This is a genomic window from Paraburkholderia sp. WC7.3g (assembly GCF_050436345.1).
Lineage (GTDB): Bacteria > Pseudomonadota > Gammaproteobacteria > Burkholderiales > Burkholderiaceae > Paraburkholderia > Paraburkholderia podalyriae.
Genome location: NZ_JBNDMA010000001.1, coordinates 1,279,841 through 1,303,237 on the forward strand (window position 1 = coordinate 1,279,841; position 23,397 = coordinate 1,303,237).

General features: G+C 64.2%; 24 protein-coding genes. 2 read left to right on the plus strand and 22 right to left on the minus strand.

Features of this window, described 5'->3' with window-relative positions; translation table 11 throughout:
• Positions 1-66: 66 nt before the first annotated feature.
• Genes OKW43_RS05915 through OKW43_RS05940 form a run of 6 tightly spaced genes read right to left on the minus strand, consistent with a single transcriptional unit; the run spans position 67 to position 4,673 of the window.
• A complete protein-coding gene (locus OKW43_RS05915; protein ID WP_429445828.1) occupies positions 67-810 on the minus strand; it encodes an SDR family NAD(P)-dependent oxidoreductase in 744 nt (247 codons plus the stop codon).
• Positions 811-832: 22 nt separating this feature from the next.
• Complete coding sequence (locus OKW43_RS05920) at positions 833-1,975, minus strand: amidase (protein WP_429445830.1); 1,143 nt, start codon at positions 1,973-1,975, stop codon at positions 833-835.
• On the minus strand, positions 1,972-2,502 hold the full coding sequence (locus OKW43_RS05925; RefSeq protein WP_429445832.1) for a nuclear transport factor 2 family protein: 531 nt from the start codon (positions 2,500-2,502) through the stop codon (positions 1,972-1,974). Before OKW43_RS05925 ends, OKW43_RS05920 begins: the two co-directional genes overlap by 4 nt.
• Entirely contained in the window at positions 2,495-2,872 is a 378-nt protein-coding gene (locus OKW43_RS05930) for a hypothetical protein (protein ID WP_429445834.1), read from the minus strand. Before OKW43_RS05930 ends, OKW43_RS05925 begins: the two co-directional genes overlap by 8 nt.
• A 20-nt stretch (positions 2,873-2,892) precedes the next feature.
• Positions 2,893-3,393 (minus strand): aromatic-ring-hydroxylating dioxygenase subunit beta, encoded by a 501-nt coding sequence (locus OKW43_RS05935; RefSeq protein WP_187635442.1) that lies wholly within the window; start codon positions 3,391-3,393, stop codon positions 2,893-2,895.
• Positions 3,390-4,673, minus strand: a complete 1,284-nt coding sequence (locus tag OKW43_RS05940; RefSeq protein ID WP_429445836.1) for an aromatic ring-hydroxylating oxygenase subunit alpha — start codon at positions 4,671-4,673, stop codon at positions 3,390-3,392. Before OKW43_RS05940 ends, OKW43_RS05935 begins: the two co-directional genes overlap by 4 nt.
• A gap of 176 nt (positions 4,674-4,849) precedes the next feature.
• On the opposite strand from OKW43_RS05940, the gene OKW43_RS05945 reads away from it, so the two are divergent.
• Positions 4,850-5,770 (plus strand): LysR family transcriptional regulator, encoded by a 921-nt coding sequence (locus OKW43_RS05945; RefSeq protein ID WP_187635440.1) that lies wholly within the window; start codon positions 4,850-4,852, stop codon positions 5,768-5,770.
• 15 nt (positions 5,771-5,785) lie between these two features.
• Here OKW43_RS05945 and OKW43_RS05950 read toward each other — a convergent pair whose 3' ends face one another.
• The 14 genes from OKW43_RS05950 to OKW43_RS06015 all read right to left on the minus strand — a co-directional run bounded on the left by OKW43_RS05950 (position 5,786) and on the right by OKW43_RS06015 (position 20,194).
• Complete coding sequence (locus tag OKW43_RS05950; protein WP_187635439.1) at positions 5,786-6,760, minus strand: PDR/VanB family oxidoreductase; 975 nt, start codon at positions 6,758-6,760, stop codon at positions 5,786-5,788.
• A 120-nt stretch (positions 6,761-6,880) separates the two neighbouring features.
• The gene (locus OKW43_RS05955; RefSeq protein ID WP_429445839.1) at positions 6,881-8,188 is read right to left on the minus strand and encodes an MFS transporter; all 1,308 of its coding nucleotides are present in this window, start codon (positions 8,186-8,188) and stop codon (positions 6,881-6,883) included.
• Between the two features lie 68 nt (positions 8,189-8,256).
• The gene (locus OKW43_RS05960) at positions 8,257-9,033 is read right to left on the minus strand and encodes an enoyl-CoA hydratase (RefSeq protein ID WP_187635437.1); all 777 of its coding nucleotides are present in this window, start codon (positions 9,031-9,033) and stop codon (positions 8,257-8,259) included.
• Positions 9,030-10,238 (minus strand): CaiB/BaiF CoA transferase family protein, encoded by a 1,209-nt coding sequence (locus OKW43_RS05965; RefSeq protein WP_281393987.1) that lies wholly within the window; start codon positions 10,236-10,238, stop codon positions 9,030-9,032. The genes OKW43_RS05960 and OKW43_RS05965 overlap by 4 nt, the downstream gene beginning before the upstream one ends.
• 214 nt (positions 10,239-10,452) lie before the next feature.
• A complete protein-coding gene (locus OKW43_RS05970; RefSeq protein ID WP_187635436.1) occupies positions 10,453-11,355 on the minus strand; it encodes a LysR family transcriptional regulator in 903 nt (300 codons plus the stop codon).
• A gap of 135 nt (positions 11,356-11,490) precedes the next feature.
• On the minus strand, positions 11,491-12,798 hold the full coding sequence (locus tag OKW43_RS05975) for an MFS transporter (RefSeq protein WP_187635435.1): 1,308 nt from the start codon (positions 12,796-12,798) through the stop codon (positions 11,491-11,493).
• A 160-nt stretch (positions 12,799-12,958) separates the two neighbouring features.
• Positions 12,959-13,879, minus strand: a complete 921-nt coding sequence (locus tag OKW43_RS05980) for a LysR family transcriptional regulator (protein WP_187635434.1) — start codon at positions 13,877-13,879, stop codon at positions 12,959-12,961.
• Between the two features lie 49 nt (positions 13,880-13,928).
• Complete coding sequence (locus tag OKW43_RS05985) at positions 13,929-14,642, minus strand: ethyl tert-butyl ether degradation protein EthD (RefSeq protein WP_187635504.1); 714 nt, start codon at positions 14,640-14,642, stop codon at positions 13,929-13,931.
• A 2-nt stretch (positions 14,643-14,644) separates the two neighbouring features.
• On the minus strand, positions 14,645-15,166 hold the full coding sequence (gene hpaC / locus OKW43_RS05990; protein WP_187635433.1) for a 4-hydroxyphenylacetate 3-monooxygenase, reductase component: 522 nt from the start codon (positions 15,164-15,166) through the stop codon (positions 14,645-14,647).
• A 20-nt stretch (positions 15,167-15,186) separates the two neighbouring features.
• Positions 15,187-16,404 carry an acyl-CoA dehydrogenase family protein gene (locus OKW43_RS05995; RefSeq protein WP_187635432.1) on the minus strand — a complete coding sequence of 406 codons (1,218 nt, stop codon included), beginning with the start codon at positions 16,402-16,404 and terminating at the stop codon, positions 15,187-15,189.
• A gap of 35 nt (positions 16,405-16,439) precedes the next feature.
• The gene (locus tag OKW43_RS06000) at positions 16,440-17,780 is read right to left on the minus strand and encodes an MFS transporter (RefSeq protein ID WP_187635431.1); all 1,341 of its coding nucleotides are present in this window, start codon (positions 17,778-17,780) and stop codon (positions 16,440-16,442) included.
• A 487-nt stretch (positions 17,781-18,267) separates the two neighbouring features.
• Positions 18,268-18,786, minus strand: a complete 519-nt coding sequence (locus OKW43_RS06005) for a hypothetical protein (RefSeq protein ID WP_187635430.1) — start codon at positions 18,784-18,786, stop codon at positions 18,268-18,270.
• Positions 18,787-19,035: 249 nt separating this feature from the next.
• Positions 19,036-19,515, minus strand: a complete 480-nt coding sequence (locus OKW43_RS06010; protein WP_429445844.1) for a DUF1348 family protein — start codon at positions 19,513-19,515, stop codon at positions 19,036-19,038.
• Between the two features lie 13 nt (positions 19,516-19,528).
• Entirely contained in the window at positions 19,529-20,194 is a 666-nt protein-coding gene (locus tag OKW43_RS06015; RefSeq protein WP_429445846.1) for a TetR/AcrR family transcriptional regulator, read from the minus strand.
• 122 nt (positions 20,195-20,316) lie between these two features.
• Between OKW43_RS06015 and OKW43_RS06020 the strand changes: the two genes are divergently transcribed.
• Positions 20,317-20,967 (plus strand): YceI family protein, encoded by a 651-nt coding sequence (locus OKW43_RS06020; protein ID WP_187635427.1) that lies wholly within the window; start codon positions 20,317-20,319, stop codon positions 20,965-20,967.
• 42 nt (positions 20,968-21,009) lie between these two features.
• Here OKW43_RS06020 and tdh read toward each other — a convergent pair whose 3' ends face one another.
• Together tdh and OKW43_RS06030 are read right to left on the minus strand one after the other, a co-directional pair.
• Positions 21,010-22,041, minus strand: a complete 1,032-nt coding sequence (tdh, locus tag OKW43_RS06025) for an L-threonine 3-dehydrogenase (protein ID WP_187635426.1) — start codon at positions 22,039-22,041, stop codon at positions 21,010-21,012.
• A 27-nt stretch (positions 22,042-22,068) separates the two neighbouring features.
• Positions 22,069-23,274: a glycine C-acetyltransferase gene (locus OKW43_RS06030; RefSeq protein WP_429445849.1), complete on the minus strand. Its 1,206-nt coding sequence runs from the start codon at positions 23,272-23,274 to the stop codon at positions 22,069-22,071.
• Positions 23,275-23,397 lie beyond the last annotated feature (123 nt).

Genomic DNA, 23,397 nt, shown 5'->3' on the forward strand with positions numbered 1-23,397 from the left:
CAAGGCCAAGCCGAGCGCCGCACGAGCGGCCGGAATGACACGGCCGCCGCGACCCATGTAGACGCATCAGCGCATGTACAGGCCGCCGTTGACGTCCCAGCACGCGCCATTGGCGAAATAGGCGTCGCCGGAAGCAAGCACCACCGCGACATCGGCGACATACGACGCCGCTCCGAGCTTGCCCACCGGTATCGTTTCGATCACCTTCGCCAGTTCGTCCGCCCTCAGGCTCTCGTGAACGATCGGCAAATCGAGCGGGCCCGGCGAGATCGCGTTGACCGTCACACCGCTCGCGGCGAGATCGCGCGCGAAGACCTTGGTCAGCGCCAGCACACCGCCCTTCGCGGCGGCATAGTGCGCGCCCGTTGCCGAGCCGCCGTTCTGCCCCGCCAGCGACGCGATGTTGACGATGCGGCCCGTGCCGCGCTGCGCGAAGTGCCCGCCGAATACCTGACTGCCGAACAGCACGCTGCGCAGATTCACGTTGACGACCTGATCGAATTGCTCGGCGGTGATGTCCATCACGGGCACGACCTTCGAAGCGCCCGCGTTGTTGACGAGCGCATCCACCGTGCCCCAACGTTCGAGCAGCGCATCGCGCGCCGCTTCGAAGTCCGCCTTGCGCGTAACGTCGAGGTGGATCGCGCAGGCGCTGGAACCGTCGCCGCTCAGTTCATGCGCGAGCGCTTGCGCGGGCTCGATCGCGATATCGGCCAGGGCGACCTTGTAGCCTGCCTCATGAAAACGACGCGCGAGAACTGCGCCAAGTCCGCGCGCGGCGCCCGTCACGAGCGCGATTCTGTTCGACACGTTGCTGACTCCTTGATTGCGTTCAGGCGGATTGCGCGAGGCGCGCCTCGATGTGAGCGGCGAGCGCGCATACCATTTCGTCGTCGTGCTTGCGACCGATGATCTGCAGACCCGCCTTCAGCGTCGAATGTTCGATCGGAACGGGCAGGCTCAATGCCGGATGCCCGCTCAGGTTGAACGGCCGGATCAGCGACGACATGCCGATCACCGACGTGCCGGCGCGCGCCGCTTCGAGCGTGATCGGCAATGAAGGCATCGTCGGTAGCACGAGCACGTCGACGCGATCGAGCGCGCGGTCCACTTCGTCGGTGAACGCGCGCCGCACACGTTCGGCCGCGTCGAGATCGGCGGCGCTCGTGGCCGCGGCTGCGCGCAGGCGCGCCTCGATATCGGCGCCGAGCTTGCCGCTTGCCACCAGATGGCCGAATGCGCGCGATGTCTCCGCGTTGATCACTGCGAGGCCGGCCGTGAATGCGTCCTTCAGCGACGCGAGTTCGATCGTTAGTGTGGCGAGTCCGGCCTTTCCAACGGCGTTGTCGATCGAATTGGCGATGTCTTCGTCGGCATCGACTGACACCACGCCAATGCGTAGCCGTGAAACGTCGCGACGCGCAGCGTCCGCGCGAAACGAAGGATCGATCGCCGTCATCACGCGAATCAGCATGCCCATCTCGCGCGTGAATGGACCGACGCAGTCGAGCGTCGTCACACGCGGCGCCACGCCGTGCCGCGACACGCGGCCGAATGTCGGCTTCAGGCCGATCACGCCGCAACAAGCGGCGGGGCCACGAACCGAGCCGCCTGTGTCGGTGCCGAGCGCGGCGTCCACGAGCTTCTGTCCGACCGCCGAGGCGGACCCGCTGGACGATCCGCCCGGAATGCGTGCCGCGTCCTGCGGATTGAGCGGCGTGCCGGAGAAGTCATTGATGCCGGTCATGCCGAACGCGAGTTCGTGCATGTTGGCTTTGCCAGTGATGCGCCAGCCGGCGTCGAGCAAACGCTGCACGACTTCGGCATGCTCCGATGCAAGCGGGGCGTCGGCGAGCGCGCGACTCGCCGCCGTCGTCGCATAGCCGGCTATGTCGATGCTGTCCTTGATCGCGATCGTCGGCGCATCGGCGCCGTCCGCCGCGCTCAGATTGAATGTCCGCAGAAATGCGCTCATGCCGAAACTCCCTCAACCGGGTTGACTTGCCACGGTGCATCGAAAAGACGCTCGGTACGGAAACGGCGGATCAGCCAAGTCGCGCCCGCGTCGTGAGCGGCGGGCACGAAGTCGACTTCGAGGCGCGCCGCGATCAGTTCGGCTTTCGCATCGACATAACCCGAAGCCTGCAACATGATCCAGCGACCCTTCGCCATGTCGCCGTTCACCTCGATGTGCTCCGCAGTCAGAAAGTGCACGTTGGTCGCGAAGTGCGGCGTAGGCGGCAGATAACGCTGCAGCATCGCGATGATCCGCGCGGGCCCTTCGAGACGCCCGAACTTGTTCGCGTACTGCGGGCCGATGCCTTCCCAGATCGCGTCGTCGGCGAATAGCGCGGCGAGCGCTTCGCCTTCCAGCGCGCGCGCCGGCACATCGCATAACGCCATGTAGCGCGCGATCGCATTGCGCACCGCGTTCTGTGCTTCGAGCGCTTTGACGCGCGCGAGCAGCGCGTCGATAGCCGGATCGGTCATCGCGTCACGCATGATTGGCGAGCACCGGCGGCACCGTCAGCGCACGGCCCACGCGCGCTTCGATCTTGCCGTAGCGCCACAGGTTGTAGTCGCCGACCGGCGTCGTTCGATACAGATTGCACACGGCCACCGCGGTATCGAAGTCGGCGACATCGGCCATGATGTAAAACGTCCACGGCGCGCCATCGGCATTGCCGACGACGAGCCGATCGTCGTCCATCACGCCCAGCACCCGCACGTTTTCCATCGCTTCGATCGCGTTCAGCATCTTGCCGTACGCTTGCCACACTTCGCCGATCTGTTCCCGCGGCAAGTCGAAGAAGTTCTGCGAGACGCCGCAGCAGAACAGCACACGCAAAGGCAGGTTTCGGTCGTCGTTCATGGGAACGTTCCCTGGTTCCGTCACAGCAGGAAGCCGATCGCGCTCAGTGCATCGGTCGAATCGATGAGGCGAATCACTTTCTCGACGAGACGCGGCTCGCCGCTCGCCATGCTGATCTTGTGCGTGAGATTGGCCGCGAAGATCGTCGACGCGCCGCGCTTGTACGCGATGATGATCTGCGACGACTTCACCTCGACCCCATCCGCGCTGTCGCTCGCGAGCGTGAAGCGCGACACCGTGCGCACCGTGCGCGCGGCATCCGACGCGGACGCCGAATAGCCGGACGTCATGCGCTGAACGCGCTTCTGGCGCAGATCCTGATCGTCGTAAGCGTAGTTCAGCGTCGCCGCGTAGTCCGTCGTATTCGGATCGATCGGCACGACGTAGTGGCCGGACGGGTCCCACAGGTCGAGCCACTCGCGGTAATCGCGTCGATCGAGCAATTCGGCTTCGCGCCAGATGAATTCGATCGCGCGTGCAAAGGTCTGGTGGGAAAGAAGTGCGTTCCTGTCGTCCATCATGCCTGCTCCATCATTGAGCGCCATTGCCTGTACGCTTCGCGCATGCCGGTTTCATCGGTTGCGTGGGCGGTTTTCTCGCCGTTCGCGGCGGTCGTTTCTCGATTCAGGCCGCGATTGACGAGGATCGGTACGTCTGGTCCGGCATGCGAGCCGCGCTGCACGCGCTCCCATGCTTCGGCGTCGTCGGGACTGCCGAAGCCGAACGGGCCCTGGAAGTGCTCGTGGATGCGCAGGCGCACCCGATTCGCTTCATCGGGACCGCCGTCCATCGCGAGCGCGACGTGGCGAATCTCCGTTTCCTCGGCGGAAATCGGCCGCAGCACGCGGAAGAACGCCATAGAAAGAGCAAGGTTCGGGAACAGGTTCAGGTTGAAGCCGACGCCCATCAGCGAGCGCACGATGCGGCGCACTGCTTCCGGCGTGTGTTTTTGCGCAAGTTGCGCGGCGAGTTCGCTGAAGCGCTCGGGCAGCGGCGCGCCGTCGTCGCGGTCCAGATCGACGATCTCGGGCATCAGCACCGCGAGACTGTGACCGTTGCCTAGCGAGCGGCAGAACGCCTGATCGCTCGTCATGAAGCTCGTGATCGCGGCGGCGGTCTCGTCGTCGATCGACTTCATCCACGACTTGTGCACGACCGGGAAGTGGTATAGGTCCGTCGTGTTCTCGAGCTGGATCTTCCAGTTGCCCTTGAACTTGAACTTGTGCTCGCCGTTCGCTTTGATCGGATAGCCCGCGCCCTGCTTCATGAACAGATCGATCCACGGCTTCGCGCCGCCGAGGAAGTCTTCGAGCGGTTCGATCGTTTCGTTGAAGCTCGCGAAGATCAGGCCTTGATAAACGCCCACGCGCAGCTTCTTCAGCGGCAGATCGCCCTTCTCGCATACGCCTTCGTAACCGTCGCCGTACGGCAGCGCGCGCAACGTGCCGTCAAGCGCATACGACCAGCTGTGATACGGACACGTGAAGCCCTTCACATTGCCCTTGTGCTCCTCGCACACGGTCGCGCCGCGATGACGGCAGCGGTTTTGCAGCACGTTGACCGCGCCGCTCTTGTCGCGCACGACGATGACCGGCTGCCGGCCCATCGTCGTCGTGATGAAATCGCCGGGCTTCGGCAACTCGCTGTCATGCGCGACCCAGATCCACGTCTTGTAGAAAATGCGCTCGAGTTCGACTTCGAACAGCTCGGGATCGTAGTAGAGCGAAGGGGCGATGCGATCGGCCTCGGCGCGCCTGGCTAAAGCGCGGGTGTCGATGGTTTGATAGGTCGGCGTACTCATCGTGTGCGGGGGACGGTTGCGTGGTTGAAATGAAGATGCACGTCGACGCGTGAAGCCACGTGCCACACATTGGCGCATCCTCTCGTTGACATCAGTCTCGCTTTGCGACGATCATGCGTCAAATCGATTAAAAACAGGTCGCCGGATAAATCCGGCTGATATCACAAGAGCCGGCCATGACTTCTATCGACCACGTCGATCTCAATCTGCTGAGGGTGTTTCAGGCGATCGTCGAGGAGCGCAGCCTGACGAGGGCGGGCGAACGCCTCGCGCTGTCGCAGCCCGCGGTCAGCTACTCGCTCGGCCGTCTGCGCTCGATGTTCGACGACCCACTGTTCATCCGCACGCGTGCGGGCATGCAGCCGACGCCCGTCGCGCTCGAACTCGCGGAGATCGTCGGCCACGCACTCGACACCGTGCGTCAGGCGCTGCGTTACGCGGAACGTTTCGATCCGACGACGAGCACGCGCACGTTTCGTCTGTCGCTATCGGATGCGGGCGAGATGGCGTATCTGCCCGCGCTGTGCGCGGCGCTGCAAAAGTCTGCGCCGCGCGTGAAGCTGGTTGTCGAGCCGTTGCCCGTAGAGGAGATCGAGGAGGCGCTACGTTCGAGCCGGCTCGACTTCGCGATCGGCAATCTGCCGTCGCTGCTGCCGCGCACGCGGCATAGCCTGCTGTTCGAAGAGTCGTATGTGTGCATGACGCGCAAGCGCCGCGACCTGCCGAGCGGTGACACGCTGAAGCTCGAACGGTTTCTCGCCGCTTCGCACATCCAGGTGCGCTCGCTCGAACATAGCCACCATGCGCTCGACGATGCGCTGCGCGCGCAAGGCGTCGGCCGCAATATCGCGTTCGCGTTGCCGCACTTCGTCGCGGTGCCCGGTGTGCTGGCCGCGACGGATCTGTTCGCGACGCTGCCTGAACGGCTCGCGCATATCCTCAATCGCGGCGACGCGTTCCGGATCTACGCACTGCCGGTGCCGCTGCCGAAGGCCGCCGTGACGATGCACTGGCACGAGCACTTCCATGAAGACGAAGGCATTGCGTGGATGCGCGGCCTCATCGCCGAGATCCTCGCCGGCTTCGAGAAGATGTGATTGCGCGTAAGTGAATCAGAGATCGAGCACGAGCACGGGGGTTCGCGAGCGCGACACGCAACAGCAGATCACGCTATTGCTCGCGCGCTCGGCCTTGCTCAGGCAGTGATCGCGATGTTCGGGCTCGCCGCTGATCACATCGACCATGCAGGTGCCGCACACGCCTTCGCCGCACGACGTGTCCACTTCGATGCCGATCGACGCGAGCGCAGCGACGATCGACGTGCTCGCATCGACCCGCACCGTCTGACCGCTACTCGCCAATTGCACGTCGAAGCTTTTGAGCGACGCGTCAGCCGCGGGCGCCGGCGCGGTCTCCGCCTTGAAGCGTTCGAGATGAATCGCGTCCGCGGGCAGGCGTTGCCGGGCACTCGCGACAACGAGATCCATGAACGGCGACGGACCGCACGTGTAGACATGCGCGTTCGCGCCTGCATCGCGCAGACACGCATCGAGCGCGGGTTTTAGCTCGTCGGGCTGCACACCGAAATGCAGCTTCACGTGCCGCGCGAACGGCTCGCGCGTGAGCAGCGTCATGAACGCCGCATGCGCTTCGCTGCGCGCAAAATGGTGCAGCGTGAAGCGCGCCTGCCGCGCGGCGAGCCGATAAGCCATCGACAGCAACGGCGTAATGCCGATGCCCGCGCCCATCAGAATGTGCTCGCCCGCGCCTTCTTCGAGGCGAAAAAGATTGCGCGGCGCGCCGACCGACAACTCGGTGCCGACGCTCACCTCTTCATGAAGCGAACGCGAGCCGCCGCGCGATTGCTCTTCCTTCTTCACCGCGAATATCTGCGAGTCGAGACGTTCCGGGTCGCCGCACAGCGAATATTGCCGCGTGACGCCGGAAGGACTCGTGACGTCGATATGGGCGCCGGGTTCGTAACGCTCGAACGGCAGCCCATCGAGCCGCGAAATGCTGAACGAGCGGACGCCGTGCGCTTCGTCGCGCAACGCGTCGACCCGAACCTTCAGGGATTGCGCCTGCATGATTGCCTTCCGATGTGTTCCTGGGGGGACGATATGCCGAGATTAGCGCCCCGCATCGAATAAGCAAAATAGGTTAAAAAGCTGCGATGACATCAATGCCGTTTATTTTGTTCCGATATGTCAAGCGCCCGACAGCGCATCCCCCTCCTTGCGTTGCGAGCCGCCGGACGGCTGCGCCGCGTCGTTCGAAAACGGCACGTTCGGCCTCATGAAGAAGCTCAGCATGATGCCGAAGATCATGACGCCGATCGACAGCACGAACGTCAGATCCCAGCTGTGCAAGCGATCAGCGACTAACCCGGCGATGACCGGGCTCACGATCGCGGCAGTGAAGCCGGTGCCGCTCATGATGCCGCTGGCCGTGCCCGAGCGGTCGTAGGCGACGTCCATCGGGATCGCCCACATCGGGCCGATGTTCATTTCGTTGAAGAACATCGCCGCGCCAAGGAAGATCAGGGAAATCATCGGATCGTGTAGCAGCACGACGGGAACCAGCGACAGCGCGGTCAGCGCCATGCACACGGCCACGAGATGACTGCGCGCGCGCTTGACGTTGCCGGTCCTGCGCAACAGGCGGTCGCTTACCATGCCGCCCACGAGATCGCCGATCACGCCCGCCACGAACACGCCCGATGTGAACACCACGGCCTTCTTGATGTTCAGGTGGAACGTATGCATGAAGTACAGCGGCATCCAGTCGAGCATCAGCCACAGGATCCAGTTGTAGCAGAAGTACACCGCCGAGATCGGTGCCATCCGTTTATAAAGGCGCATCCACGTGCCACGCGGATCGACCGGACGCGTCGTAGGAGGCGGCAGTTTATCCAGTTCCGCGCGCGTGATGCGCGGGTGATCGACGGGGCGCTCCGTATAGGTCAGATACCAGAGGACCAGCCAGACGGCGCTCATTGCACCGAGCAGATAGAACGATAAGCGCCAGTTGAGGGCGGTCATCAGCGCGACGACCAGCATCGGTGCGATAGCGTTGCCCAACCGCGCGGACGAGTGCGTGATGCCCTGTGCCATGCCGCGCTTGTCACGAGCGATCCACGAGGCCATAGCGCTCGTCGAGGCTGGAAACGTCGCGCCTTCGCCCAGACCGAGCAGCAGCCGCGCCGCGATCAGCGAAGCGAAACCGCCTGCCATGCCGGTCAGCGCGGTCGCCACGGCCCAGATTGCCGCACACGCGAGCAGCGTGCGGCGCGCTCCGAAGCGGTCGCTCACCCATCCGCCGATAAACTGGAAGATGACGTACGGATACGCGAATGCCGAAAAGATGATGCCGAGCTGCGTATTGCTCAGGCCGAGCTCGCTCTTGAACTGCCCGGCTGCCGTACTGATGTTGACGCGATCCACATAGGTGATGAAATACATCAGGCACAGCATCACCAGCACGGTGGTGGTGGCCTTCAGCGACAGGCGTTTCATGTGTCGTCCTCCAGATGTCATTTATTTTTTGGGTGAAGCGCTGCCATTACGCGTGCAGCGCAGGACGCTCAGCCCTTCGGCGCCCCCGAGCCGAATGCCGCGACGGCGTCGCGGAACCGCTGGCTGCCGTACACCGCCTCGATCAGATCCTCGTCTTCGAGGCTTTGGTCGATCACGATGCGCCGCAAGCTCTCCTTGACCGCATGCTGCGTGACGGGCGATAGCGCAACGAGCCGTTCGGCAAGCGCGCATGCCGCGCTGCCGACCTGTTCTTTCGCTGTCACCTCGTACACATAGCCGCACGCGTGCGCTTCGGCGGCGCCGACGAAATCGGAGAGCAGCAGCATCTTCTTCACGCGCGGCACGCCGAATGCCGCGACGAGCCGCGCGAGATTGCGCGACGACAGCGTGTTCGATAACGTCTTCGCGATCGGCGCGCCGAAGCGCGAACCGTCCGCACAGACTCGGAAGTCGCACGCGGTCGCGATAGCGAGTCCGCCGCCCACGGCCCAACCGTCGATCGCGGCGACGGTGGGCACCGGAATGCGCTCGACTGCGCCGATCACCCATTCGACGAGCGCTTCGTACTCGACACCTTGGCTGCCTGCCGTGAAGTCGCGGAAGTAATCGATGTCGGTGCCCGAAATGAAGGACTTGCCGCCCGCGCCGCGCAGAATGATGCAACGCACCGTTTCGTCCGCGCGGCACTGGTCGAACAGTGCCAGCAAGGTCTCGTACATCGGAATCGACATTGCGTTGTGCCGCTCGGGGCGGTCGATCACGATCTGCGCGACCGACTCCGTCAGACGTTCGAGCCTGACTTTCTCACTGGCCGCTTCGCTCATTTCGCGGCCCCGTTGATCTCTGCATAAAGCTCGTCGTTGTGCTCGCCCAGGCGCGGTGGATGGCGTCGCACGCGCTGCGGCGTTCCGAGCATCTTCACCGGAAACCCGATGTTCTTGACCTTGCCCTCAACCGGATGGTCGATCTCCATGCACATGCGGCGATACTGCGCATGTTCGCTGCCGAAGGCTTGCGGATAAGACAGGATCGGTCCGGCGGGAATGCCCGCGGCCAGCATCGTTTCGATCCATTCCTCGCAGTCGCGCTGGCCGAACGACGTCTCGAGCGATTCGATCAGCGCCTCACGGTTTTTCAGGCGCAGCGAAACGGTCTCGAACTCGGGATTCGCGAGCAGATCGGGCCGCTCCAGCAGGTCGCAAAGACGCGACCACAGCTTATGGTTGGTTGCGCCCATCACGAAGTAACCGTCGCGCGCCTTCACGGCCTGATACGGCGCGCTCATCTTGTTGCTGGTGCCGAGCGGCGTCGGCTCGACCCCCGTTCCCCAGTAATCCGACATGTCCCAGATCGAGAAGGCCATCGCCGAATCGAACAGCGAGGCGTCGATGTGTTGCCCCTGCCCGGTCTTCTGCGCGCCGATATAAGCGGAAAGCACGCCGTACACGGCGAACAGCGCGCAGCCGATGTCCGCCACCGGCACGCCGGCCTTCACGGGCTTGCCGCCTTTGTAGCCCGTCACGCTCATGACGCCGGACATGGCCTGCGCCATCAGGTCGAAGCCGGGGCGCTGCGACCACGGGCCGCTCTGTCCGAAGCCCGAGATGCTCGCGTAGACGATCTTCGGGTTGATTTCGCGCATCGTCTCGTAGTCGATCCGCAGCCGCTGAACCACGCCGGGCCGATAGTTCTCGACGATTACGTCGGCGGTCTTGGCCAACTGGTAGAAAAACTCGCGCCCTTCATCGGTCTTCAGGTCCAGCGCGACCGAGCGCTTGTTGCGGTTCATGTTGAGAAAGCCCATGCTGTCCGGGCCTTTCATCTTGAAGCCCATGGCGCCGCGCGTCTGGTCGCCTTCGAGGGGTTCGATCTTGATGACGTCCGCGCCGAGATCGGCGAGCATCATGCAGGCGAACGGGCCGGCCATCACCTGGCTGACGTCGAGCACACGGATGCCCTGCAGCGGCGATGGCCGGTTGTCCGTGTCCGCGTCGTCGCTGGATGGTGTTTGTGCGTGGCTTTGCGTCATGTCGTCTCCTGTTTTTTCGGCCGGGCCGCTGTCGCGCGAAGCGCGAAGCGCAAATCGCGGCCGGCCGTTGCGGCACCTGTTAGCGTGCGTCAACTGTGGCGCACGCGAGGGTGCCACCGCAAGAACGCGACGGTCATACCTGGTTTCGCAAAAGACGAAGGGGGTTTGCCTGGCGGTCGAGCGTGTCGACCGGCGGCACTGTGGCCGTCGCGCGTCAGCGCCCGGCCACGCGCCGTCCGGCGATGAGCGCGGCCTCGATGTGGCGCAGCGTCTGCGCCTGCGCATGTCCTTCCACGCAAGACAACACGTAGCTACGCTGATGCCAGTCGCCCGCGAGTTCGGCGACGCCGAGGCCGTCCTCGGGATGGAAGCTGAGCAGCACGTCGGGCGGCATCAGACCGACGCCGAGCCCATGGCGCACGATGGCGAGCATCGTGTCGAATCCGTTGACCAGATAGTCGCAATCGAAGCGGCGGCCGCGGCTGCGAAACGCGCGTTGCACGGCGGCAAGGATCGCCGAGCCCTTGCCGAGGCTGACGAGCGGGAGCTCGAGCAATGCGTCGAGCGCAACGGGCTGTGGATCAACGGCGAAATGTGCGCGACTATACACGAGCACCAGTTGGTCCTCGCGGTAGCGCATTTGCGGCAGGTCGAGAAAGCCGCTCTTTCTTTCGTAGATGCCGATGTCGATCATCTTGTCGCGCAGCATCTGCTGAACGATGCGGCTGTTCTCCTCGATGACCTTCAGCGAGATGCCCGGATAGGTATTCTGGATTGCGGCGATGTCCGCGGCGAGAAACTCAATGATCACGGCTTTCGGCGCGCCGATGACGATGCGTCCATCGAACCCGCTCACGAGCGCCTGCGCCTCGCTTGCGAGCCGGTCCACCAGTGTGTCGACCTGCTGCAGATAGCCGAGCAACTTGCTGCCGGATTCGGTCACTTCCACACCGTGTGGCACGCGCCTGAAGAGCTTCGTGCCGAGCTGCTCCTCGAGATCCGTCACGCGCCGCGATGCCGCCGCCACGGCGAGCCCCAGCCGGTTGGCCGCCCGCGAGATGCTGCCCTCCTCGACCATCGCGACGATCAGACGAACGGTGGTGGTGTCGACTTTCATGCGCTGACATGCGAACCGCGTCTGGGTGGGAGCGCCATGTTACCGCACTCCGTTAGCTCAGACTGCGCGGTCCGTGGCGAACCATCCGCGCGCGCCCTAATCGTTCGAAGGCTTCCACGACAGGCAGGCGAAGCATCACTGCTGACGCGTTTCGTGCGTGAACTTCAGCGTCACGACAGTGATCAGGCTGAGCACGATCAGGAACACGGCCACGGGCCAGTAGGCCTGATAGTGCGCGAGCAGCGCGGTGGCGATCAGCGGCGACAGGCCGCCCGCGAAGATCGACGCGACTTCGTGACCCAGCGCCACGCCGGAATAACGGACCTCGGTGCTGAACAGTTCGCCGACGAGTGCGGGCAGCGTGCCGATCATCGCCCCGTGGCAGACGGCCGTGCCCAGCACGAGCGCGAGCCAGATCAGCGGCGTGGACTGCGCGTTGAGCAGCCAGAAGAACGGGAACGCCATCACCGCGAGCGACACCGCGCCGATCATATACACCGGCTTGCGCCCGATGCGATCCGACAGTTTGCCCCACGCGAGCATCGCGCCCATTTCGACGACCATCGCGAGCATCACGCCTGTCAGCATCACCGAATTCGAAATGCCGACGAACTTGCCGTACACGAGCGAAAACGCGAGAAAGATATAAGCGCCGCCATTTTCGGCGACCCGCAGACCCATCGCCATCAGGATCTCTTTCGGATGACGCTTGATCGCTTCGAGCACCGGCATGTGCGTGGTCTTGCCGGCTTTTTCCGCATTCTCGAAGTCGCGGCTCTCCGGCAGGTTGTGGCGAATGTACACGCCGAGCGCAAAAATCAGAATGCTCGCGAGAAACGGCAGACGCCATCCCCACGCAATGAACTGATCGTGCGGCAACGCTTGCGCCGCGAGGAACGCGCCCGCCGACAGCACGAAGCCACCGCCCACGCCGAGTTGACTCCACGCCGCGAAATAACCGCGCTTTTCGGGCGGCGCATTTTCGCTGATCATCAGCACGCCGCCGCCCCATTCGCCGCCCGACGCGATGCCTTGCAGCAAGCGCAATCCGGCGAGCGCCGCGGGGGCGGCCAGACCGACGTGCTCATAGGTCGGCAACAGCCCGATGCCGAAGGTCGCAAAGCCCATGATCAGCAGCGTCCAGACGAGCGACGCGCGGCGTCCATAGCGGTCGCCGATATGCCCGAACACGATGCCGCCCAGCGGACGCGCGACGAAGCCGATCGCAAACGCGGCAAACGCCCCGATCGTGCCGATCAACGGGTCCGCGTGCGCGGGAAAGAACAGTTGCCCGAGCACGAGCGCAGCCGCGGTGCCGTACACGAAAAAGTCGTACCACTCCATCGCGTTGCCGGCCACCGACGCAATGATGATTTTCCTGAGTGCGCGATCCGACTCTGCCGTGGCGCGCGCGGCCGCGATCGGGGATTGAACGGAGGACATGTCAGCTCGCTTCTGAATTGAGGGGATTGCGGCCTGTCAAACAGGCTTCGCACGATATGCAGTGTCGAGGCGACAGATAGCCGCGTCAAATTAGCCGAAAAGCAGGGCGGGTATCAGTGCAGCTAATATGCCCGGCGTGGTCGGGCACCTGGGGGCAAGCTCAGCCTGCCGGCTGATGAAACATCGCATGGATGGTCTCGCGCAGCCACGCGATGCCGGGGTCCGCCGCGAACTGCGTGTGCGAATGCACCTGGATTTCGATCGGCGGCAGCGAAAACGGCAGCGGCAGAATCCGGAAAGCCTTGCCGCGGTTGAAGCGCTTCGCGATGCTCTTCGGAAAGATCACGGCAAGATCGGTATTCGTCACGATCTCGGGAGCGACGACGAAATGCGGCAGCCGCAGCACGACATCGCGCTTCAGGTTCAACTCGTCGAGCCATTGCTCTACCATCCGATGCCCGGTCGCATTCGTGCTCGCGTAGACGTAGCGCAGCGCGGTCAGATCTTCGCGGCTCGGCTTGGTCTTGCGCAACGGATGACCCGCGCGCACCACGCACACGTGCTCGTCGACGAACAGCGTCTGGCTCACGCAGCCCGCGTCGAGACCCGGCACGTAGCCGAGCGCGAGATCGATTTCGCCAGCGCGCATCGCCGCGCTGACAGACTCGACCGGCACGTTGGTGACCTCGATGCGGATGCCGCGCGCTTCGCGATCGAGCAGCGCGGCGAGCGGCGGCAAGAAATAGAACTCCGACATGTCCGACATCGACACGCGAAACACGCGCCGAGCGCTCGACGGTTCGAACTTCGCCAGCTGCTGCACGGCTTCGTTGATGATCGCGAACGCTTGCGCGAGCGGCGGATAGAGGCGGTACGCCGCATCGGTGGGGACCATGCCGCTGGGTGTGCGCGCGAACAGCGGGTCTTCGAACAGAGTGCGCAGACGGCGCAGCGCATGACTGACCGCGGGTTGCGTGAGGCCAAGCCGATCGCCGGCCGCCGTCAGACTGCGCAGGTCCCAGATCGCGAGGAAAACGCGCAGAAGATTCAGATCGGCGACGCCGAGATTCAGCTTGTTCATGCGCAGCTCTCGCAAACGAAGGCTTGTCGCTGGCCGCGCGACGCGCTGGTCAGCATGCCGCGAGGTTACCGTAGATGCTGCGCATTGCAAAATGGGGCGTCGCCCCGCTGTACGCCGGCAGCGCGTGGAAGTCGCGGCGCATCGCATCACGCACCGGCGAGCCGAGCGCATCGGTGAGCGCGGTCGCATCGTCGAACACGACCTTGTTGCGTTGCATCGCGCTCGCGTGCGCGAACGGCAAGCCGCTGCGACTGTCGATGCGCGTGTAGATCTCCAGCTCGCGCAGCGCGGGCAATTGCAGCATCAACGGCGGATGATGCGCGAGATAGTGCGTGAGCCATGCGTTGAAGTCTTGCGCGACGCCTTCGTACGCGACCAGATAGGTGCAGCGTTGCGCGCTCGGTTCAACCGACGCAGCATGCGGCGGAGCAAAGGTACGCACGGCCATCAGCTGCTGCGAAAATGTTTGCGCTTTAAGTTCGGCTCGCATCGTCGACTGCAACGCTTGCACGATCGTGCCGTCGGGCTCGAGTGCGGTTTCGAGCGGCGCGAGTTCGTCGAAGTACCATTGCAGCACGCAGGACGGCGCATCCGCCGCCGGCGCGAGACACGCATCGACCTCCCCCGCGATCGGCTCATGCACGATCAGCTTGCGCAGCCCCGCGACCTGCGTGGCGGCCCGCAGCAATGCGGGCGTGTCCGTCAGCGGCTGCCGCATGTCGCACGTGCCGCACGTGGCGGTGAGAAAGAGGCAGACCTGCATCGTCACGCTGCCTCGCAAGCAGCATCCCCGGAACGCGCAAGCCGGTGGAACTGCCTGCCGAAGTAGACGAGGCCGTCGCCGTCATCGTGTGTGGCGATGCGCTCGATCCGCACGAACATCACCGAGTGCGAGCCCACCGTTTTGCTGTCGACGATCCGTCCTTCGAGACTCGCGAGCGCGTCGCCAAGAACGGGAATGCCGAGCGCGCCCGGCTGCCATGCGCACTGATCGAAACGCGCGTCCATCGAGCAACCCGTGATGCCCGCGAACACGCGCGCCAGGTCCTGGCAGTTCGCGCCGACGATGTTGATGCACACGTTCGCGTTTTCGTGCAGCACGTCATGCACATAGCTCGATCGATTGATGCACACCAGCATGGTCGGCGGCGTATCGGTCACCGAACAGACCGCGCTCGCGGTGATGCCGCAGCGCCCGCGCGGACCATCGGTCGTGATGATGTTGACGGCCGCGCCGAGGCGAGCCATCGCGTTGCGGAAGTGCGTGCGCGTTTCGTCGTGCGTCATGGCAGTCGCTCCTTCGTCGCTCAGGGATAGGGTGTGACCGGCGCAATACCGACGAACAGCGCGCCCGACGCGTCGTACGTCCCCTCGCCGAGAAACGCGTGCTGCGTGACGACGATCGAATCGCGCACCATCCGCTGCATACGGCTCTCGCGATAGATCGCACCGATGCCCGCCAGCTTGTACGCCTGCATGACCACCTCGGCGCACGTGTGCGCGGCATGCGTGGCGGAGAGCCGTAGCAGATTGGCTTCGCTGGGCGACACGGGGTCGCCCGCCATGATCGTGCGCCACGACGTTTGCGCCGACTCGAAGAAGAACGCGCGCGCGCTGCGCAGATTCGCTTCGGCCTGCGCGAGGTCCGAGCGATAGTACGCGCGGTCGGCAAGACGCGGCGCGCCGGTCGTCGTTTTAGTCACGCCCGACATGCCGGCCAGCAGGTCGAGCGCCGCGCGCGCGAGCCCGAGGTTGACCGCCGCATGCACTTGCGCCTGATACGCGACAGCGGGGTACCGGTAGAGCGGCTCGTCGATCAGCGGCACACCGCCGCGCACGAAGGTCCACTGTTCGTCGACGAACTTGTTTTTCAAGCGCAGATCGTGGCTACCGGTGCCCTGCATGCCGACCACGTTCCAGTTATCGACGATCTCGACTTCGCTTGCGGGAAATACGGCCGTGAACGGCTTGCCCGCGTTCGCGTCGCCGAGCTTGCCGGGTGCGCCGCCGATACCGACGCCGATCCAGTCCGCGCCCTTGCAGCCGCTCGCGAAGCGCCATTGACCCGACACGAGGTAGCCGCCGGGCGCGCGCTCGGCCGGTTGTAGCGGATACAAGCCGCCCGCGAAAACCTGGTCCGGACCGGACGCGTAGAGACGAGCCTGGGTCTCGACCGGCAGCGACGCAAGGTACGTGTTCGCGGAGCCAAAGGCCGCGACCCATGCGGTCGAACCATCGACGATCGCGATGCGCTCGAGCATCGCCAGAAACTGCGGTGGCGGCAGCGCGTCGCCGCCGAAGCGTTTCGGCGTGCTCGCGCGGAAAATGCCCGCGCGCTTCATCTTCGCGATCATGTCGCGCGGGACGTGTGAAACCGCATCGAACTCGTCGCGGCGACGCTCGACTTCGATGATGAGTTCATCGAGCGACAACGGGCCCGTGTATTCGGGGTAGTCGTCCTGCGTATCGATGATGCGTGCGTCGGCGGTGCAAGCGCGGGCGCGGGCGGTATGAACGGCGTGCATGCGCGTTACCTCCTGATCCAATGATGTGAACGATGTCATTCGGCTTCCTGACACGCTTTGATGCGCATCGCTTTCGGATAGGTCTCCCGGGCGAGCAGTGTGGCGATCACGGTGATCAGGCCGAGCGCGCCGAGATACAGAGCGACCGGCGTCGCGCTGCGATAGTGCATGAGCAGCGCCGTGGCGATCATCGGCGACAGGCCGCCGCCGAGCACCGAGGCGATTTCGCGCCCGATGCCGAGCCCCGAGAAGCGCAGATGCACCGGCAACAGTTCGCTGATGAACGCGGGCTGCGCGCCTTCGAGGATGCCCAGCGTGACGCTGTTCGCCAGCACGAGGGCCGTGATCACTTTCCAGTATTCGCCGGAGCCGAGCAGCGCAAAGTACGGCCCCGCGACCAGCATCGTCGCGATCGCGCCCGCGAGATACACGGGCTTGCGTCCAACCCTGTCGGTCAGGTAGCCGAAGAACAGCGAGAACGGAATCATCAGCAGCATCGAAAGAGTCAGGCCGCCGAGGATCCAGCTCGACTTCACGCCGAGGAACTGGCCATATGCGATCGAGAACGCGAAGAAGATGTACGACGCACCGCCTTCGCCGAAGCGCAGACCGAAGATCGTCAGCACTTCGCGAGGACATTGCCGCAATGCTTCGATCACCGGCATGCGGCTCTCGTGACGCGCTGCCTTCGCTCGAGCGAACGCGGCACTTTCGCCCACCGAGCGGCGCATCCACAAGCCGAGTGCGACGAGAGCGGCGCTGCAGAGGAACGGAATGCGCCAGCCCCAACTCAGGAAATCAGAAGACGACAGGTTCTGCACCACCAGAAACGCGCCGGTCGACAGCACGAAGCCGAGCGCCGCCCCGCACGGGCTCCATGCGGCAAGCGCGCCGCGCTTCGATTGCGGCGCGTTCTCGTGAATGAGCAGGATGCTGCCGCTCCATTCGCCGCCCGCGGCAAGCCCCTGCACGATGCGCAGACACACGAGCAGCGCCGGCGCGGCGAGGCCGATCTGCTGATAGGTAGGCAGCACGCCCATCAACATCGTGGCCGTGCCCATCGCGAACAGCGTCAGCATCGTCACCAGCTTGCGTCCGTAGCGGTCACCGAGATGTCCGCACAGCACACCGCCGATCGGCCGCGCGATGAAGCCGACCGTGAAGCCGCCGAACGCAGCGATGGTGCCGGTGAGCGGATCGCTGCCGACGGGGAAGAACAGCTTGCCGAATACGAGCGCCGCGGCCGTTCCGTACAGAAAGAAGTCATACCATTCGAGGATTTGACCGAGCACGGCGGTCGTGACCGCGCGTCGTACGCCGCCCGCCACGGCGGCGGATCGGCGTGATCCGGGCGGAGCGCTCAGATCGGAATTCATGGCGTCAGAGTTCATGGCTCAGGGAGAACGAAGATTAAGTTCCCGCATGACGATGGCTTGCGCAGCGGGGCGAATCACATCCGGACGACATGACTGCACGATATGAGCGGCGATAAACGCGGTCAAATTCGAGCCAAAAATGGTCGATATGAATGGCGTGCATGGGCGACGCCCGGCTCGCGCGACGCGCCAATGGTGAGGAGTTCCAGGAGGTGGTGCTAGGGTGAGGATTTACGGGAGCGGCGCGCGGGACGAAATGGGGGGCTGGAAACCGAAGCGCGACCGTTGAGGTGAGGACTTCCAGATGGTGAGGATTTCCAGGAGTCGAGCGAATGACGCTGGCACGCAACAGTGAGGAGTTCCAGGAGATCAGCCTCGCATACGAGGCCTCGCGCCCACGACAATCGGTCGATGCTGGCGAAGCGGGAGCCGTCGGCTCCCGAAAAACCTCACCTGAGGGCGATCGCCCTCATTGCTGACAACTCTGTCAGAACTTTACCTTCAGCTGAAAACCGATCGTAAAGGGCAGGTGATCCGATGGGATCGGCGGAATGATGATGAAGTTCGCGCCGACGCGCTTGTAGTCAACCATCACGATCGGCGCGACCACGGGCCCGATCGTGTGATTGCTCCCAAGGCCCCAGTTGCCGTAGTTGTAGCCGGAGATGATCCCGCCGATCGCCGCGATCCGCACGATGCCCCAATGCGCGAACTCCGGCGCCCATATGCCGCCACCGTAGTAGGACGGCCGACGCAGCGAGTTGCGAAAGCCGCCGGCCGTCAGCGCCCACTGGTTGTTCAGCCAGCACTCGACGCCAAGCCCAGGATTGAACTGCTCGAAGTGCGTATCCGGATCGGGATTGATGTGATACGAGCCGAGCATCGCGTCAACCCATACACCGCCGTCACACCAGTTGCCCGCGTGCGCCGCGGAGACCGCCGCGAAGCTTGCGAAAAGCGCCACCGAGGCGCGTCGGATGTTCCTGTTCATCTGCCTGAAGTGCATTTCTTCTCCGTCACCGGTCGAGCGCCGGTGTCATGGTGTTCTGGTGATTCGCGTGCCGCCCGTCGCGCACTGTACCTGAAGCCGCGCGGTCGCTGTTGAGGACTGGCTCGGCCGACCGGGCAGGCGACGGGCCCCCGCAGCCGGAACCGCCACGATAACGGAGAACCTATGGCGACGTGATGAACAAGCGGTGAAGAAGTTCGCGGCGCGCATCGAGCGCGCCGTCGGCGATGAACGTGGCAGCAACGTCTACAGACCGAGATCGGACAGGCTGGGATGATCGTCGGGCCGCCGGCCGAGCGGCCAGCGATACAAGCGGTCGGCTTCACGGATCGGCAGATCGTTGATGCTCGCGTGGCGACGCGCCATCAGACCATGCTCGTTGAACTCCCAGTTCTCGTTGCCGTACGAGCGGAACCAGTTGTTCGAATCGTCGTGCCATTCGTATGCGAAGCGCACCGCGATGCGGTTGTCGGTAAACGCCCACAGCTCCTTGATCAGCCGATAGTCGAGCTCCTTCGCCCACTTGCGGCGCAAAAAGCCGACGATCTGCGCGCGGCCATGCACGAATTCGGCGCGATTGCGCCACACGCTATCCGTCGTATAGGCGAGCGAAACGCGCTCGGGTTCGCGCGTGTTCCATGCGTCTTCCGCGGCGCGCACTTTCTGGATCGCGGTGTCGCACGTAAACGGCGGCAGCGGCGGACGGGTTTCGATCGTATCGGTCATGACGGCTCCTCAGTCAGGTCGTGGTGCGCCGGGATGGCGGCCGTTTGGTGGCGGCGGGTCTCGCTGCCGCATCGAGCAAGGTTTTGCCTACCGTCCGCGCGTCGAGCGCCGCATCGGCTTCGCCGCTCACGAGCGCCACCGCGATCGCGCCGTCGAGCAGCACGAGCCATTGCCGCGCGAGCGGCGCCGCGCGACGCGCATCGATTTGCGCTTCCGCCACAAACGCATCGCATTCGGCGCGCACGAAATCGAGCAGCCGGGCCTTGTGTTTGCGCGCGACGACGCGGATCGGATCGTCGGCGGATTCGATTTCACCGGCCGCGCTCAGAAACGCGCAGCCATGAAAATCCGCCGATGCGAACCAGTCGCGCAGCACGTCGAACATGCCGAGCAGGCGTTTGCGCGCGCTGTTGCCGCGTCGTTGCGTGCCAGCGATAAACCAGTTCATCCAGCGCTCGTCGCGCCGTTCGAGCGCGGCTGCGACCAGCGCGTCTTTCGATTCGAAATGCGTGTAGAAGCTTTTGCGCGCGGTGCCGGACTGCCGCACGATTGCATCGACGCCGGTTGCATGGATGCCGCCGGCGTAAATGAGCGCCTCGGCGGCATCGAGCAGCCGCTCGCGCGCAGTGCCGGGCTGGGCCGGGTCGTTCGGATCGGTCGGGGTGGTCTCGCGTGTCATCGACGAAAGGTAGAACGATCATTCTCCTTCGTCAAGTTTTTCTTCGAGCTTCCGCGCGCTGAATACGCTTGCTGCTATCTTGGTGGGAATCGCTGGTCCACCGCTCAACCGGAATCGCTTCGATGAACCTATCCTCCGTTCGCACCACGTGGATACGCGCGCTGCTCGGCGCAACGCTGTTAAGCGCGATGGCCTGCACGCCGATCCAGGTGCTCACGCATTCGGTCAGTCAGAACGAAGCGCGCGTGCCGCCTGGGCGCTACGAGATCGATCCGGACCATACGAGCATCACGTTCGATATCGATCACTTCAAATACACGCGCTTCACGATGCGTTTCGATCGCAAGCAGGGGCAGCTCGACTGGAACGACGGCGGCCTTGAGCGCAGTACGGCGTCGGTCGTGATCGACGCCGCGAGCATCGACACGAACGTGCCGCTGCTCGACAAGATGGTGAAAGGCGACAGCATGCTCGACGTCGCGCGCTATCCGCAGATCCGCTTCGCGAGCACGCGTTTCGAGCGCACCGGCGAAGCGCGCGGCACGCTGAGCGGCGACCTGACGATCCGCGACGTCACGCAGCCGGTCACGCTCGACGTAACCTTCAACGGCTTTGCGCCCGATCCGCTGACGAAGAAAGACACGCTCGGCTTTTCCGCGGACGGTCATTTCAGCCGCGCGAAGTTCGGTCTCGCTACCTGGTATCCCGCCGTCGGCGACGATGTTCACGTGCGCATCCAGGCCGAGTTCGTGAAAACGCCCGCAGGCGCGTAAGCGCGATGCGGGCGTCGGCACATCGAACTACGCCGTCCTCGCTCAGGCAGCGGTCCAGTCGAGAATCACCTTGCCGCTCTCGCCGGAGAGCATCGTCGCGAAAGCCTGCTGATAATCGTCGACCTTGAAATGGTGCGTGAGGATCGGCGACAGATCGAGCCCGCTTTGCAGCATCGCGACCATCTTGTACCAGGTCTCGAACATCTCGCGCCCATAAATGCCCTTGATTTCAAGGCCTTTAAAAATCACCTGGGTCCAGTCGATCGCGGTTTGCGCGGGCGGAATGCCGAGCAATGCGATCTTGCCGCCGTGGTTCATCGCTTCGAGCATGCCCGTAAACGCGCTCGGCACGCCCGACATTTCAAGGCCGACGTCGAAGCCCTCGGCCATGTGCAGGTCGTGCATCACGTCGCGCAACGATTCGCGCGACACGTTCACGGCGCGCGTCGCGCCCATCCTGCGCGCAAGTTCGAGGCGATAGTCGTTGACGTCGGTGATCACGACGTTGCGCGCGCCGACGTGCTTCGCGATCGCGACCGCCATGATGCCGATCGGCCCCGCGCCGGTAATCAGCACGTCCTCGCCGACGAGGTTGAACGACAGCGCCGTATGCGTCGCGTTGCCGAACGGATCGAAGATCGCGGCGAGGTCGTCGGAGATTTCGGGCGGAATCTTGAACGCGTTGAAGGCCGGAATCACCAGGTATTCGGCGAACGCGCCCTCGCGATTCACGCCGACGCCTACCGTGTTGCGGCACAGATGCCGGCGGCCCGCGCGGCAGTTGCGGCAGAAGCCGCAGGTGATGTGGCCTTCGCCCGACACCCGATCGCCAATCGCAAAGCCGCGCACTTCCTGCCCCATCTCGACGATTTCGCCGACGTATTCATGGCCGACGTGCATCGGCACCGGAATCGTCTTTTGCGCCCAGTCGTCCCACTTCCAGATATGAATGTCGGTGCCGCAAATCGCGGTGCGCTTAATACGGATCATCACGTCGTTGTGACCGACTTCGGGCTTCTTCACGTCGGTCAGTGTGAGGCCCGGTCCGCGTTCGAGTTTTGCCAATGCTTTCATCTGCTTCTCCGTTTCAATCACGCGGGACTATGCCGGGATCACGCCGAGCTCGCGGCCGACCCGCGCGAACGCCTCGACCGCGCGATCGATCTGTTCGGGCGTGTGCGCGGCGCTCATTTGCGTGCGGATGCGCGCTCGGCCGCGCGGCACGACCGGAAACGAAAAACCGATCACGTAGACGCCCTGTTTCAGCAGCGCATCGGCCATCTGTCCCGCGAGTTGCGCGTCGCCGAGCATCACCGGAATGATCGGATGTTCGCCCGGCACGAGCGTGAAGCCGAGCGCGCTCATCGCGCGGCGAAAGTGCGCGCCGTTTTCACGCACGCGCGCGCGCAACTGCGCGCCTTCATCGCTAGCGAGCAATTCCAGTACCTTCAACGACGCCGCGGCAATGCTCGGCGTCAGCGTGTTCGAGAACAGATACGGACGCGAGCGCTGCCGCAACAGCTCGACGATCTCGTTGCGCGCCGCGACGTAGCCGCCCGATGCGCCGCCGAGCGCCTTGCCGAGCGTGCCGGTAATGATGTCGACGCGCGCCATCACTCCGCAATGCTCGGGCGTGCCGCGGCCGTGTTCGCCGATGAAGCCGACCGCATGCGAGTCGTCGACCATCACCAACGCGCCGTACCTGTCGGCCAGATCGCAGATGCCGGCGAGGTTCGCGATGATGCCGTCCATCGAGAACACGCCGTCGGTCGCGATCAGTTTGAAGCGCGCGCCAGCCGCATCGGCTTCCTGCAGACGCGCTTCGAGATCGGCGAGGTCGTTGTTCCTGTAGCGAAAGCGCTTCGCCTTCGACAGCCGCACACCGTCGATGATGCTCGCATGATTGAGCTCGTCGCTGATGATCGCGTCGTTTTCGTCGAGCAGCGTTTCGAACAGTCCGCCGTTCGCGTCGAAGCAGCTCGAGTACAGAATGCAGTCGTCGGTTTGCAGGAACGCGGCGAGCGCCGCTTCGAGTTGCTTGTGCACGGTTTGCGTGCCGCAGATGAAACGCACCGACGCCATGCCGAAGCCGTCGCTGTCGAGGCCTTGCCTGGCGGCTTCGATCAGCCGCGCGTCGTTGGCGAGGCCGAGATAGTTGTTCGCGCAGAAGTTCAGCACATCGCTGCCATCGGCAAGCCGCACGTCGGCCGACTGCGGACTCGCGATCACGCGCTCGCTCTTGTAGAAACCGTCGGCGCGAATCTGTTCGAGGGTACCGCGCAGATGGGCAAGGTATTGGTCACGCATGAACGGCACTCCTGAGGGTCATGGCGCCCGCGTTCGGATGGGCGCGGGAAAAGCGGCCTGTTATAGTCGACTATCAGCTTTATCGGATATTTTCGTTTTTTCGAACTAAAATCCGGTATATCG

Excerpts from the sequence above, each read along its gene's own strand:
- OKW43_RS05920 (WP_429445830.1), bottom strand. The coding sequence starts at position 1,975 with ATGAGCGCATTTCTGCGGACATTCAATCTGAGCGCGGCGGACGGCGCC.
- OKW43_RS05925 (WP_429445832.1), bottom strand. The coding sequence starts at position 2,502 with ATGCGTGACGCGATGACCGATCCGGCTATCGACGCGCTGCTCGCGCGC.
- OKW43_RS05930 (WP_429445834.1), bottom strand. The coding sequence starts at position 2,872 with ATGAACGACGACCGAAACCTGCCTTTGCGTGTGCTGTTCTGCTGCGGC.
- OKW43_RS05935 (WP_187635442.1), bottom strand. The coding sequence starts at position 3,393 with ATGATGGACGACAGGAACGCACTTCTTTCCCACCAGACCTTTGCACGC.
- OKW43_RS05940 (WP_429445836.1), bottom strand. The coding sequence starts at position 4,673 with ATGAGTACGCCGACCTATCAAACCATCGACACCCGCGCTTTAGCCAGG.
- OKW43_RS05945 (WP_187635440.1), top strand. The coding sequence starts at position 4,850 with ATGACTTCTATCGACCACGTCGATCTCAATCTGCTGAGGGTGTTTCAG.
- OKW43_RS05950 (WP_187635439.1), bottom strand. The coding sequence starts at position 6,760 with ATGCAGGCGCAATCCCTGAAGGTTCGGGTCGACGCGTTGCGCGACGAA.
- OKW43_RS05955 (WP_429445839.1), bottom strand. The coding sequence starts at position 8,188 with ATGAAACGCCTGTCGCTGAAGGCCACCACCACCGTGCTGGTGATGCTG.
- OKW43_RS05960 (WP_187635437.1), bottom strand. The coding sequence starts at position 9,033 with ATGAGCGAAGCGGCCAGTGAGAAAGTCAGGCTCGAACGTCTGACGGAG.
- OKW43_RS05965 (WP_281393987.1), bottom strand. The coding sequence starts at position 10,238 with ATGACGCAAAGCCACGCACAAACACCATCCAGCGACGACGCGGACACG.
- OKW43_RS05970 (WP_187635436.1), bottom strand. The coding sequence starts at position 11,355 with ATGAAAGTCGACACCACCACCGTTCGTCTGATCGTCGCGATGGTCGAG.
- OKW43_RS05975 (WP_187635435.1), bottom strand. The coding sequence starts at position 12,798 with ATGTCCTCCGTTCAATCCCCGATCGCGGCCGCGCGCGCCACGGCAGAG.
- OKW43_RS05980 (WP_187635434.1), bottom strand. The coding sequence starts at position 13,879 with ATGAACAAGCTGAATCTCGGCGTCGCCGATCTGAATCTTCTGCGCGTT.
- OKW43_RS05985 (WP_187635504.1), bottom strand. The coding sequence starts at position 14,642 with ATGCAGGTCTGCCTCTTTCTCACCGCCACGTGCGGCACGTGCGACATG.
- hpaC (WP_187635433.1), bottom strand. The coding sequence starts at position 15,166 with ATGACGCACGACGAAACGCGCACGCACTTCCGCAACGCGATGGCTCGC.
- OKW43_RS05995 (WP_187635432.1), bottom strand. The coding sequence starts at position 16,404 with ATGCACGCCGTTCATACCGCCCGCGCCCGCGCTTGCACCGCCGACGCA.
- OKW43_RS06000 (WP_187635431.1), bottom strand. The coding sequence starts at position 17,780 with ATGAATTCCGATCTGAGCGCTCCGCCCGGATCACGCCGATCCGCCGCC.
- OKW43_RS06005 (WP_187635430.1), bottom strand. The coding sequence starts at position 18,786 with ATGCACTTCAGGCAGATGAACAGGAACATCCGACGCGCCTCGGTGGCG.
- OKW43_RS06010 (WP_429445844.1), bottom strand. The coding sequence starts at position 19,515 with ATGACCGATACGATCGAAACCCGTCCGCCGCTGCCGCCGTTTACGTGC.
- OKW43_RS06015 (WP_429445846.1), bottom strand. The coding sequence starts at position 20,194 with ATGACACGCGAGACCACCCCGACCGATCCGAACGACCCGGCCCAGCCC.
- OKW43_RS06020 (WP_187635427.1), top strand. The coding sequence starts at position 20,317 with ATGAACCTATCCTCCGTTCGCACCACGTGGATACGCGCGCTGCTCGGC.
- tdh (WP_187635426.1), bottom strand. The coding sequence starts at position 22,041 with ATGAAAGCATTGGCAAAACTCGAACGCGGACCGGGCCTCACACTGACC.
- OKW43_RS06030 (WP_429445849.1), bottom strand. The coding sequence starts at position 23,274 with ATGCGTGACCAATACCTTGCCCATCTGCGCGGTACCCTCGAACAGATT.